This is a genomic window from Zestomonas carbonaria, assembly GCF_904061905.1.
Taxonomy (GTDB): Bacteria; Pseudomonadota; Gammaproteobacteria; order Pseudomonadales; family Pseudomonadaceae; genus Aquipseudomonas; species Aquipseudomonas carbonaria.
In genome coordinates this window covers 55,374-67,561 of sequence record NZ_CAJFCI010000076.1, presented here as the reverse complement: position 1 = coordinate 67,561, position 12,188 = coordinate 55,374, and the positions used below count along the sequence as shown (strand labels likewise).

Below are 12,188 nucleotides of genomic sequence, written 5' to 3'. Positions count from 1 at the left end.
TCTGGCTATAATCACGAAAATGCAATTTGTTCATAAGCTAATATGCGAATTAAGAATGAAGATAGATGACATCGATGCCTTCGTCGCGGTCATTCGCCTGCAGTCGTTGAGCCAGGCCGCCGAGTCCCTGCAATTGACCCAGTCGGCGATCACCCGTCGCCTGCAGAATTTCGAAGAAGCGCTGGGCGTGGAGTTGCTGGATCGCAACACCAAGCCACTGAAGCCCACCCCCATGGGCTTGCGGGTATACGAGCAATGCCGGGCCGTGCTGCGCGAGATCGATTCGCTGCGCGAACTGGTGGCGAGCGACTCGATGCCGTCCGGCTCGTTGCGCCTCGGCGTGCCGCAGACGGTCGGCGACACGTTGCTGCTCGAAGCCTTGCAGCGCTTGCAAGGGGCCTATCCGGAGCTGCACGTGCAGGTGTCCAACGGCTGGGGCAGCGGTCTGCTCAAGCGCCTGGAGAACGGCGAACTGGATGCCGTCGCCGCGTTGTTCCCGGCGGGCAAGGTGTTCCCGGAGGGGCTGGTCGGCCAGTCCCTGGCGCGCATGAACCTGGTGGTGGTCGCGCCGCGCGGCTCGTCGCCCAAGCGCAGCTACCGGCTGGCCGAATGCCAGGAGCGTGGGTGGGTGCTGAACCCGGATGGCTGCGGATTCCGCGCCGGTCTGCAGCGCGCCCTGGTCGAGCAGGGGCTGAACCTGTCGGTGAACCTGGAGATATTCGGCACCGACCTGCAACTCGGCCTGGTGGCCAACGGCATGGGCCTCGGTCTGGTGCCCTTGCCGCTGCTGGAAAGCAGCCGCCATCGCGAGCGACTGGAAGTGCTCAACGTCACCGACTTCAAGCCGGTGATCGACCTGTGGCTGGTGCGCGCGGCTTTCATCGGCAACCTGCAGGGCGCCGTGGACCTGTTCGGCGAAGTGATCGCCAGCCGCCTGGGGGCGAACGCATCGGCGGCGCAGTCTGCTTGAGATGCGTAGCCCGGATGAAATCCGGGGAAGGACTGGCCGGCATCCTGGGTTGGTTTGAGCCACAGACTGTCAGCCAACGCGGACGGCTCCCTCTCCTATTTATGGGGGCACGCCTAGTGGAGAGGGCTGGGGAAGAGGGCGCGTGGGTTCGTAGTTACCCGAAATTCCGCCCCTCACCCTTTCCCTAACCCTGGCTACGCGCCCCGCTCCGGAGGGAGAGGGGACTGGTCCGGCGAGCGCCGATGCGCCGTAGCCCGGATTACGCCAACGCCTCACCGTAGGGTGCGCCGCGCGCACCGCGACCCCACACCGTCCTCCCCCACGAAATGCTCATCACGCAGAATGAGAAATTCATTACATGCATAATTTGCATATTAGTATATGCCTAAAATGAATTTCCCTCCTGTCATGGTTGCCTATAGCTTTATAAGCGTTCGTTAGACAACGGCGTCTTCTTATAAGCAAAAGACGATCTTGTGCTGGCGATTGGCATAACCGACACAGGAGCGCGCGAGATGAGCGTGGAAATCATCGGCATGATCACGGCGACGCCGAGTGCCGAGGTCGATCAGCCGTTGGGGGAGGCGGTGGATGCGCAGTTCGTCCGTCGCTTCGCCCAGGCCCATGAACAGGCCGGTTTCGACCGTGCCCTGGTGGGTTACTTCTCCAACGGGGCCGAAGGTGCGGTGGTCAGTTCCTTCATCGCGGCGGCGACCGAGCGCCTGGGCATCCTGCTGGCCTATCGTCCCGGCGTGATCGCACCGCCGCTGGCCGCACGCCAACTGGCCACCCTCGACCAGTTCAGCAATGGCCGCCTGGCCCTCAACGTGATCAGCGGCGGCAGCGATGCCGACCAGCAGCGCGACGGCGACTATCTCGACCACGACCAGCGCTATGCCCGCACCGACGAATACCTCGAGGTCCTGAAGGCGATCTGGACCGCCGAGGCGCCGGTCGATCACGACGGGCGCTTCTACCGCTTCAAGGGTGCCTTGCCGAACGTGCGCACCCGCCAGAAGCCACATATCCCGATCTACTTCAGCGGTTCCTCGCCGGCCGCCATCGAAGTGGCCGCCCGGCACGCCGACACCTACATGCTGTGGGGCGAGCCGCTGGCCGATTTTTCCGAGCACGTGCAGCGCGTGCGCGCCGCAGCCCGGGCACAGGGGCGCAGCCCGCGCTTCTCGGTGTCGTTCCGGCCGATCGTCGCCGACACCGAGGAAGCGGCCTGGAAGCGCGCCGCCGAGATTCTCGAACGGGTGCGCGAGAACCGCACGCGCCTCGGCCTGCCGCTGAACGACCACGCGCCGGCCAATGCCGGTTCGCAACGCCTGCTGGCCGCCGCCCAGCGCGGCGAGGTGCTGGACGAGCGCCTGTGGACCGGCGTGGCCCGGCTCACCGGCGCGCAATGGAATTCCACCGCGCTGGTCGGCACGCCGGAGCAGGTGGCCGCCGCCCTCGGCCGCTACTGGCAGCACGGCGCCTCGACCTTCCTGATCCGCGGCTTCGACCCGCTGGACGATGCCCAACTCTACGGCCGGGGCCTGATCCCGGCGATCCGCGAACACATTGCCGCCCTGCAACGACGCCAGGCCGGCTGACCATCTGGAGACTGCCCCATGAATCTGTCCTGCCTGTTCCGCCGCAGCCTTGCGGCTCTCGCCATCGCCGCGCCGCTGAGCCAGGCCGCCGACCAGCTCACCCTGCGCGTCGGCGACCAGAACTACTACAACGTGCGTGCCTCGGTGGAAGCCTCCGGCGTGCTCGAAGGCGCGCCCTACAAGGTCGACTGGAAGCACTTCCAGTCCGCCGCGCCGGTGGCCGAGGGGCTGGAGGCCGGCGCCCTCGACCTGGGCTTCCTGGGCGACTCGGGGTTCATCTTCCTTGCCGCCAAGGGCGCGCCGGTCAAGCTGATCGGTGTCTCGCGGCAGAACCCGGACACCATCGCGCTGCTGGTGCACAAGGACTCGCCGGCCAGGACCATCGAGGACCTCAAGGGCAAGAAGGTCGCCTACTGGCCCGGCGCCTGGAGCCAGCAACTGACCCTGCGGGCCCTGGAGAAGGCCGGCCTGCCCAGCGACTACGTGGAGTTCGTCAAGCTGATGCCCATCGACGCGGCCGCCGCGTTTCCCCAGGGCAGCATCGACGCCTTCCCGGTGTGGGAGCCCTACATTTCCCAGCAGATCGTGTTCTCCGAGGCCAAGCCGATCATCACCGCGCGCGACCTGATGCCGGGGCTGTCGAGCATCGCCGCCAACGCCAACTCCATCGAGCCCAAGCGCGAGGCCATCGCCGACTTCCTCGGCCGCCTGCAGAAGGCCCGCGCCTGGGTCGAGGCGAACAAGGAAACCTATGCCGACCTGTGGGCGAAGAAGGCCAACCTCGACCAGACCGTATCCCGCCACTGGATCGGCCAGGCCAACATGACCGTCGGCCCGGTGGACGAGCAGGCCGCCCGCGACTACCAGGAAACCGCCGATTTCCTCGTGCAGACCGGCGCGCTGCCCAAGGCCTTCGACACCAGCGGTATCGTCGATACGTCCTTCAGCCAGGCCTTCCGGAACTGAGGAGCCCGTGATGAACACCAGACTGATCGGGTTCTGCGCGGCCTTGCTGTTCGGCGGCCAGGTGGCTCAGGCGGAAGCCCTCAAGGTCGGCTACCTGCCGGCCACCGGCCACGCCAAGTTCTTCGTTGCCAAGGAGCAGAATTTCTTCGCCGAGGAAGGGTTGGACGTGCAACTGGTGGAGTTCACCAACTCCGCCGACGGCCTCAACGCGATCATCGCCAACAAGCTGGACATCGGTGCCTTCGGCACCACCGGTCCACTAGTGCACGTGGCACGCGGCAGCCAGTTGAAGATCATCGGCGGGATCATGGGCGAAGATGCCGCGCTGATCGCCCGTGCCGACCGCGCCGAGAGCATCCGCCAGGTCGCCGATCTGAAGGACCTGAAGATCGCCACCGTGCGTATGGCCAGCGGCGACGCGGTGCTGCGTGGCGCCCTGTACAAGAATGGCCTGAGCTGGAAGAAGGATGTCGAGCTGTTCGAGCTGAAGAATCCGCCGGCAGTGATCGAGGCGGTCAAGTCCGGACAGGTGGATGCCGGGGTGGTCTGGGGGCCGCACGATCTGCGCGCCGAGGCCCAGGGCCTGAAGGTGGTGATCCGTTCCGCCGATCTGGAGCCGGGGCATACCTGCTGCCGGCTGGTGGTGACCAACCGGCGCCTGGCTGAGCAGCCGGATACCTGGGCCAGGTTCCTGCGCGCCATCCTGCGTGCCGAGAGGTTCGCCAGCGAGCAGCGCGAACAGACCATCGACGCCATCGCCAAGTACATCAAGCTCGACCGCCAGTTGCTGGAGGACAGTTACTACTCGCCGCACATCGACCAGAGCAGCGACCCCAACCTGAAGGGTGTGCAGTCGTTCTGGTCGAGCATGCAAGCCAGCGAGTTCATTCCGGCCGGCGGTGACATCGACCAGGCGGTGAACGTCGAGCTCTACGCCAAGGTGCTCGACCAACTGGCGGCCGAGAACCCGCAGGATCCGTTCTGGCAGAAGCTCAAGGCCGAATACCAGGCGAAGGACGTGCTGTGAGCGGACTGAGCCTCGAAAGCGTGAGCCTGGCCTACGGTGGGCAGACGGTGCTGGAGCGCATCGACCTGGATATTCCCGAAGGGCAACTGGTCTCGATCCTCGGCGCCAGCGGCTCGGGCAAGTCCAGCCTGCTGCGCCTGGTGGCCGGCTTGCAGGTACCGGATGGCGGCAGCCTGCGCTGGCGTGGCGCCGCGCTGGAGGGCCCGTCGCCCGAACGTGGCATCGTGTTCCAGGACTACGCTCTGTTCCCCTGGCTGAACATGCGCGACAACGTCAGCCTGGCCATCACCCAGGCGCGGCCTTCGACCCCGCGACGCGAGGCGCGTCGCGAGGCCGAGGAGCACCTGGCGAGGGTTGGTCTGGCAGCGACGGTGGAACGCTATCCCTTCGAGCTGTCCGGCGGCATGCAGCAGCGTGGCGCCATCGCTCGTGCTTTCGCCCTGGGTTCGCCGCTGTTGCTGCTGGACGAGCCATTCGGCGCGCTCGATCCGGTCAACCGTGCCCGTCTGCAAGATCTGCTGGCCGAGGTATGGCGCCAGGCGCGGCCGGTCAAGACGGTGCTGTTCGTCACTCACGACGTGGACGAGGCTCTGTACCTGGGGGACCGGGTGATCATTCTCGGCTCCTCGCCGGGGCGGGTGATCGCCGACCTCGATGTGTCCTTCGCCCGGCCGCGAGAGCGCCAGGCTCTGCTGAATGACGAAGCCTTCCAGGCGCTGCGCCGACGTATCAACGACGCCCTGGCTGCCGACATCCTGCGTGGTCTGCAGCGAGTGGAAAGCGGGGAGGGCGTGCGATGAGCGAGTCCATCGGGCTGCCCGTGTCCGCCCTTCACTCGCCCCGTCGTCCCTGGGCGCTGCTCTGGCGTTATCGCGAAAGCCTGCTGCTGTGGCTTGTCCTGTTCGCCCTCTGGGAACTGGCGAGCCGCTACACACCGCTTGGCGACAACCCGCTGATTCCTTCGCCGCAGGCGACCTTCAAGGCGCTCGGCGAGTCGCTGCCGGAGCTGTGGAAAGGCACCCTGTCGTCCTTCGCCATCCTGCTGCCGGGCTTCGCCCTGGCCGTACTGCTGGGCGGCGGGCTGGGCCTGTGGGGCGGCTCGCGAGAGCGGGCCGGGCGCATCTGGCTGCCGTTCGCCCGGGTCGCCGCGCCCATTCCGCCGACCATCTACATCCCCTACGCCATCGCGATCCTGCCGACCTTCCTGCTCTCGGCGATCTTCATCGTGTTCATCGGCGCCTTCTGGCCGGTCTTCCAGAGTGCGGTGTCCGGCGCTCACGGCCTCGACCGGCGCTACCAGGACAACGCCCGCACCCTGGGCCTGCGCGGCTGGCGTTACTACCGCCTGGTGCTGCTGCCGGCCGCGCTGCCGCACATCTTCTCGGGCATGGCGGTGGGACTGGGCTTCTCGTTCATCCTGCTTACCGTCGCCGAGCTGTTCGGCGCCAACGCCGGCCTGGGGCGATTCATCCAGTACTACGCGGACTTCGCCGACTACCCACGGATGGTGGCGGGGATTCTCTACACCGGGTTGGTGACCTTTCTGTGCATGTCGTTGCTCGACCTGTCGCGCCGGCGCGTCCTGTTCTGGAGCCGCCGATGAGAAGGCTGCTGATTACCGCGCTGGCCACCCTGATGCTGGGTGCGACCCAGGCTGAGGAACCGTTCCGCGCCAGGCCCGACGACCTGGCTGCCGAAGCCCGCCAGGCCGCCGCCGAGGGTAGGGCACTGGTAGTGGCCTTCGAGCTGCGCGACTGCCATTTCTGCGAGGCCATGCGCCGTGACATCTACCAGCGGCCCGAGGTGCAGGCCTATTACCAGCGGCACTACCGCACCCTGGTGGTCGAGCTGGATGCCGACACTCCGCTGGTGACGCCGGACGGCCGCTCCCTGGCCCCGGCGTTCTGGGCGCGTGGCCTGGGTGTGCAGGGCACACCGGCCTTCGTCTTCTTCGATGGCGAGGGGCAGTTGCTGACCCGCTACAGCGGTGCCGTCCAGCAGCCGGAAGACTTCATCCGCCTCGGTGAGTACGTGCGTAGCGCGGCTTATGAAGAACAACCGTTCCGGCTGGGCGAAACGCCTGCCGGCGACCATCGCCCGAATGCCGTATCCGGGCATTCTCATTAACCACAAGCCCCTATGACGAACCAGGGAGCCAGAAACATGAGCGTTCAATTCATCGGCATGATCGGCCACCGCCTGTCCTCGGAGACCATCGCTCCGAGCGGTCCGGTGTTCGACAAGCAATACATCGCCCGTATCGCCCAGGCCCACGAGGAGGCCGGCTTCGACCGCATCCTGGTCGGCTACTGGTCGGATCAGCCGGACGGCTTCCTGGTTACAGCGCTGGCGGGCTTGTCCACCTCGAAGATCGGCTTCCTCCTGGCTCACCGTCCCGGCTTCGTTGCACCGACCCTGGCGGCGCGCAAGTTGGCGACCCTGGATCATCTGCTCGACGGCCGCCTGGCCCTGCACGTGATCAGCGGCGGCAGCGATGCCGAGCAGCGCAAGGATGGCGACTGGCTCGACCACGACCAGCGTTATGCGCGCACCGAGGAGTTCCTGCAGGTGATCAAGCAGGTCTGGACCAGTGACGCGCCGTTCGACCATCAGGGCGAGCTTTATCGCGCCGAGCGGGCGTTCTCGGCGGTCAAGCCGCTGCAGAAGCCTCATCTGCCGATCTATTTCGGCGGCTCCTCGGCGGTGGCGCATCGCGTCGCCGGCGAGCATGCCGATGTCTACGCGCTGTGGGGGGAGTCCCTGGAGCAGACCCGCGAGACCATCGAGAAGGTCCGTGCGGAAGCGGCGAGACATGGTCGCGTGGTGAGGTTCAGCGTGTCCTTCCGGCCCATCGTCGCGGAGACCGAAGAGGCCGCCTGGGCCAAGGCCGAAGACATCCTGCAGCGTGCCCGCCAGCGCCTCGAAAGTGCCGGTACGGCCTTGCCGTGCAAGCCCGACAGCGTCGGCGCCCAGCGTTTGCGCGAGACAGTGGCCAAGGGCGAGCGGGTGGACAAGCGGCTGTGGACCGGCATCGCCAAGGTGGTCGGCGGTGCCCACAACTCCACGGCGCTGGTGGGTACTCCGGAGCAGGTTGCCGACGCCTTGCTGGACTACTACGACCTGGGAGTCACCACCTTCCTGATCCGTGGTTTCGATCCCCTGGATGACGCCATCGAGTATGGGCGGGAGCTGCTGCCGCTGACCCGTGCCAAGGTGGCCGAGCGTGAACGCGAGGCGGTATCGGCATGAGCGTCGTGAATCTGCTCGAGCGCGGTATCGAGAACGTGCTCGACGATGCGTTCCTGGCGGTGCTGAGCCGGGAGCTGGCCGAGGACGCCGAGCGCTACGACCGCGATAGCGAGTTTCCCCACGCCAATCTGGAGCGGTTGCACCGCTACGGCTTGCTGGGCCTGGCCACCGACGGCCGGGCTGGCGGTGGTGGGGCGAACCTGGCGCAATTGCGCCGGGTGATCGGCGCGGTAGCTGTTGGCGAACCCTCAACCGCGTTGGTGCTGTGCATGCAGTATCTGTATCACCGGCGCCTGGCGGACAACCCGAACTGGCCCGAACACCTCAAGCGGCGGGTGATGCGCGAGGCGCTGGAAGAGGGCGCGCTGATCAACAGCTTGCGGGTCGAGCCCGAACTCGGTTCACCAGCGCGCGGCGGCCTGCCGCAGACCGTGGCGAAACGGCAGGCCGACGGCTGGCTGCTCGACGGCCACAAGCTCTATACCACCGGTATTCCGGGGCTGACCTGGCTGGCGGTGTGGGCTCGCAGCGACGATCCGGTACCCCTGGTTGGCACCTGGCTGGTCCACCGCGATACACCGGGCATCCGCATCGTCGAGAGCTGGGACCACCTGGGCATGCGTGCCACCGGCAGCCATGAGGTGATCTTCGAGAGCGTGCGCCTGCCTCTGGATCACGCGGTGGACGTTTATCCGAGTGACCGTCCACCCGCGCTGGATGCCCCGGCGGTGGCCGATTTCAACCGCGCCATGGCGACCCTGCTCGGCGCTATTTACGACGGGGTGGCCCGCGCAGCTCGCGACTGGCTGGTCGAGTGGCTGGCCCAGCGAGCCCCGGCCAGCCTGGGCGCGCCGCTGTCCAGCCTGGGGCGGGGGCAGGAGGCGGTCGGACAGATCGAGGGCTGGCTGCTGAGCAATCGCCTGCAACTGGATGCCCTGAGCGAGCGGCCGCTGACCAGCCAGGAGGCCGGGCTGATCAAGGTCGCGGTGACCGAGAACGCCGTCGCGGTGGTGGAGAAAGCCTTGGAGCTGACCGGCAATCATGGCCTGTCCCGGCATCATCCGTTGCAGCGCCATTACCGCAACGTGCTCTGTGGACGGGTGCACACGCCGCAACGGGACAGCGCACTGGTCCTGGCCGGCAAGACCGCGTTCGGGCTCGCTTGAACGTTGCGGGCATTGCCCGCCGTTCGGATCGGAACAGTCTGCGACCGCACCAGCGGAACGGATTTCATGCAAGTGGGCTCCGTCGGGGAGCCACGGAGACTGTGATGCAACCTGTTTCTACCTCATCGGCCGCGTGTGGCGGCCTGCGAATTCGCGATCCGCGCGACACCCTGGCCGGCGGCCTGTTCGTCGCCTTCGGCCTGGCCGGTGGCCTGATCGCTTCAGGCTATCCGCTCGGCACGGCGATGCGCATGGGCGCGGGTTACTTCCCGCTGCTGGTCAGCGTCACCCTGGTGATGCTCGGTGTCGTGGTGCTGCTGCGCAGCCTGGCGTTCGGTGCTGGCGAGCGGGTCGCCCTGGCGTCCTTGTTTGCCGTGCGCCCGGCGCTGTTCGTCGCCGCTGGGGTGGTTGCCTTCGCCCTGCTGGTACCGGCCCTGGGATTGCTCCTGGCGACCCTGGCCATGACCCTGCTCAGTGGCTACGCGCGGCGCCAGGCGCGGCTTGGCGAACTGGCCGGGCTGGGCGTGGTGCTGGCCTGCTTCGGCGTGCTGGTGTTCGCCTGGGGCTTGGGTCTGCAATTGCCCGTGTTGCCGGCCTGAGGCTCGGACATGGAACTGCTGGCCAACCTCGCCACCGGCGTCGACGCTGCACTGACCTGGCACAACCTGCTGTACTGCCTGATCGGCGTGACCCTAGGCACCCTGGTCGGCGTGCTGCCCGGCCTGGGACCGGTGGCGACCATCGCCATGCTGCTGCCGATCACCTACGGGCTCACACCCGCGGCGGCGCTGATCATGCTCTCGGGCATCTACTACGGCGCCCAATACGGTGGCTCGACCACGGCGATCCTGGTCAACCTGCCTGGCGAGTCGTCGTCGGTTGTGACCTGCCTGGATGGCCACGCCATGGCCCGCAAGGGCAGGGCGGGAGCCGCGCTGGGCATCGCCGCCATCGGTTCGTTCGTGGCTGGCAGCCTGGCGATCCTGCTGGTCGCGGCGGCGTCTGCGCCGCTCGCCGAGTTCGCCCTCAGGTTCGGTCCAGCCGAATACTTCTCGCTGATGTTGCTCGGCCTGGTGGCGGCCGTGGTGCTGGCCCAGGGCGACCTGTTCAAGGCGCTGGCCATGACCCTGCTCGGCCTGCTGCTGGGGTTGATCGGCGTGGACGTGAACTCCGGCGAGGAGCGTTTCACCTTCGGCCTGCCGGAACTGGCCGATGGCATCAGTTTCGTGGTGATCTCCATGGGGATTTTCGGCATCGGCGAGATCATCGCCAACCTGGAGCGCGACGAGTCGTCTCGGCCGGTGCAGGTGAGCAGGGTGGGCAGCGTACTGCCGACCCGCGACGACTACCGGCGTTCGTGGAAACCGGTGCTGCGCGGCACCGGCCTCGGCTCGCTGCTTGGTATCCTGCCCGGCGGCGGGGCGATGCTCAGCTCCTTCGCCTCCTACATGATCGAGAAGCGCCTGGCCAAGGACCCGTCCCGTTTCGGCCAGGGCGCCATCGAAGGCGTGGCCGGCCCTGAGGCGGCCAACAACGCAGGCGCACAGACTTCGTTCATTCCGTTGCTGGTGATGGGGCTGCCGTCCAACGCGGTGATGGCGCTGATGGTCGGCGCCATGATGATCCACGGCATCGTGCCCGGCCCCCAGGTGATCAGTGAGCGGCCGGAGCTGTTCTGGGGCGTGATCGTCAGCATGTGGGTCGGCAACGTCCTATTGCTGATGCTCAACCTGCCACTGGTGGGCATCTGGGTCAGGCTGCTGTCGGTACCGTACCGCATTCTCTACCCGGCGATCCTGCTGTTCTGCTGCATCGGTGTGTACAGCGTCAACAACAGCCTGTTCGACGTGCTCCTGACCGTTCTGTTCGGCCTGCTCGGCTACCTGTTCGTCAAGCTGCGCTGCGAGCCCGCACCGCTGCTGCTGGGGTTCATTCTCGGACCGATGATGGAGGAGAACCTGCGTCGCGCCATGCTGCTGTCGCGCGGTGATCTCAGCGTATTCGTCACCCGACCGCTGAGCCTGACCCTGCTGCTGCTGGCCGTCGTGCTGGTCCTGATCATGTGCCTGCCGCGCCTGCGCGCCACCCGGCAGGCGGCGTTCAGCGAGGACTGAACGCCACTGCCCCATCGACCTAGACGTCCGTCGACCACGGCGCCGCCAACGGCTCCGCCCCACGACTGTCAGGGTTTTCTCTGCCCTCGTGAACAAAGAAGGAAGCCAACCATGTCCCCGAAATCTTTCATCAGGCGCCTGCTGGGCCTGGCAACACTTTCCGCCTCGCTGGTCGTCGGTGCCGCCGAATGGCCGAGCCAGCCATTGAAGATCGTCGTTCCCTATCCGCCGGGCGGGGCGGCCGACACCGTGGCGCGTATCTATGCCGATGCGCTGGGTGAATCGCTGGGCCAGACCGTGCTGGTGGACAACCGTCCGGGTGCCGGTACCGCAATCGCCGCGGAGTTCGTGGCTAATAGCCCGGCCGATGGCTACACCCTGTCGCTGGTACCCACCGGGCAACTCACGGTGCTGCCGCACATCGTCAAGAACCTCAAGTTCGATCCGGTCAAGAGCTTCGCTCCGGTCTCGCTGCTGGCCTACACCGGGGTGGTGATCGCCGCCAGTGACAAGGTGCCGGCGAAGAACCTGCCCGAACTGGTGGCGCTGGCCAAATCCAAGCCGGGCGAGCTGTCCTATTCCTCCAGCGGTAGCGGCACCATCATCCACCTGGCTGGCGAGTATTTCCGCCTGACCAGCGGCACCGACCTGCTGCACGTGCCGTTCAAGGGCAGCGCCCCCGCCGTGAGCGCGGTGCTTGGCGGCAACGTCGACCTGGCGGTGGACACCCTGACCATCCTCGCGCCGCAGATCCAGGGCGGCAAGCTGCGTGGCCTGGCCATCGCCTCCCACGAGCGCTCGCCGCTGCTGCCGGATGTGCCGACCGTGGCCGAGTCCGGTTACCCGGACTTCGAGGTCACTTCCTGGTTCGGCCTGAACGTGCCCGCCGCCACGCCCGCACCGATCATCCAGCGCCTCAATGCCGAGATCGCCAGGGCCGCCGCCTCGTCGGCAGTGAAGGAAAAGCTCGCGACCCAGGGCCTGGTGGCCTGGCCGTCCACGCCCGAGGCGTTCGCCGAGCAGATCCGCAGCGACTCCGCCAAGTACGGCGAGGTCGTCGCGAAATCCCACATCACCTTCGATTGAGCCCCAGGA

At 66.9% G+C, this 12,188-nt stretch carries 12 protein-coding genes; all 12 read left to right on the top strand.

All coding sequences use genetic code 11. The features are described from left to right. Positions 1-55 precede the first annotated feature (55 nt). Positions 56-970 (top strand): LysR family transcriptional regulator, encoded by a 915-nt coding sequence (locus PSEWESI4_RS19240; protein ID WP_187672836.1) that lies wholly within the window; start codon positions 56-58, stop codon positions 968-970. A 536-nt stretch (positions 971-1,506) separates the two neighbouring features. Next, positions 1,507-2,571 carry an LLM class flavin-dependent oxidoreductase gene (locus PSEWESI4_RS19235; RefSeq protein WP_187672945.1) on the top strand — a complete coding sequence of 355 codons (1,065 nt, stop codon included), beginning with the start codon at positions 1,507-1,509 and terminating at the stop codon, positions 2,569-2,571. An 18-nt stretch (positions 2,572-2,589) separates the two neighbouring features. Beyond that, positions 2,590-3,537 (top strand): ABC transporter substrate-binding protein, encoded by a 948-nt coding sequence (locus PSEWESI4_RS19230; RefSeq protein ID WP_187672835.1) that lies wholly within the window; start codon positions 2,590-2,592, stop codon positions 3,535-3,537. Between the two features lie 10 nt (positions 3,538-3,547). Next, positions 3,548-4,564, top strand: coding sequence for an ABC transporter substrate-binding protein (locus tag PSEWESI4_RS19225; RefSeq protein WP_187672834.1), 1,017 nt, complete (start codon positions 3,548-3,550; stop codon positions 4,562-4,564). Continuing rightward, a complete protein-coding gene (locus PSEWESI4_RS19220) occupies positions 4,561-5,364 on the top strand; it encodes an ABC transporter ATP-binding protein (RefSeq protein WP_187672833.1) in 804 nt (267 codons plus the stop codon). Before PSEWESI4_RS19225 ends, PSEWESI4_RS19220 begins: the two co-directional genes overlap by 4 nt. Continuing rightward, entirely contained in the window at positions 5,361-6,167 is an 807-nt protein-coding gene (locus tag PSEWESI4_RS19215) for an ABC transporter permease (protein WP_187672832.1), read from the top strand. The genes PSEWESI4_RS19220 and PSEWESI4_RS19215 overlap by 4 nt, the downstream gene beginning before the upstream one ends. Then, complete coding sequence (locus PSEWESI4_RS19210; protein ID WP_187672831.1) at positions 6,164-6,691, top strand: thioredoxin family protein; 528 nt, start codon at positions 6,164-6,166, stop codon at positions 6,689-6,691. The genes PSEWESI4_RS19215 and PSEWESI4_RS19210 overlap by 4 nt, the downstream gene beginning before the upstream one ends. A 36-nt stretch (positions 6,692-6,727) precedes the next feature. Continuing rightward, positions 6,728-7,813 (top strand): LLM class flavin-dependent oxidoreductase, encoded by a 1,086-nt coding sequence (locus PSEWESI4_RS19205; protein ID WP_187672830.1) that lies wholly within the window; start codon positions 6,728-6,730, stop codon positions 7,811-7,813. Continuing rightward, positions 7,810-8,979 carry an acyl-CoA dehydrogenase family protein gene (locus PSEWESI4_RS19200; protein WP_187672829.1) on the top strand — a complete coding sequence of 390 codons (1,170 nt, stop codon included), beginning with the start codon at positions 7,810-7,812 and terminating at the stop codon, positions 8,977-8,979. The genes PSEWESI4_RS19205 and PSEWESI4_RS19200 overlap by 4 nt, the downstream gene beginning before the upstream one ends. Positions 8,980-9,083: 104 nt before the next feature. Next, positions 9,084-9,578 (top strand): tripartite tricarboxylate transporter TctB family protein, encoded by a 495-nt coding sequence (locus tag PSEWESI4_RS19195; protein ID WP_187672828.1) that lies wholly within the window; start codon positions 9,084-9,086, stop codon positions 9,576-9,578. A 9-nt stretch (positions 9,579-9,587) separates the two neighbouring features. Further along, positions 9,588-11,093, top strand: coding sequence for a tripartite tricarboxylate transporter permease (locus tag PSEWESI4_RS19190; RefSeq protein WP_187672827.1), 1,506 nt, complete (start codon positions 9,588-9,590; stop codon positions 11,091-11,093). A 111-nt stretch (positions 11,094-11,204) separates the two neighbouring features. After that, on the top strand, positions 11,205-12,179 hold the full coding sequence (locus tag PSEWESI4_RS19185) for a Bug family tripartite tricarboxylate transporter substrate binding protein (protein WP_187672826.1): 975 nt from the start codon (positions 11,205-11,207) through the stop codon (positions 12,177-12,179). Positions 12,180-12,188: the final 9 nt, after the last annotated feature.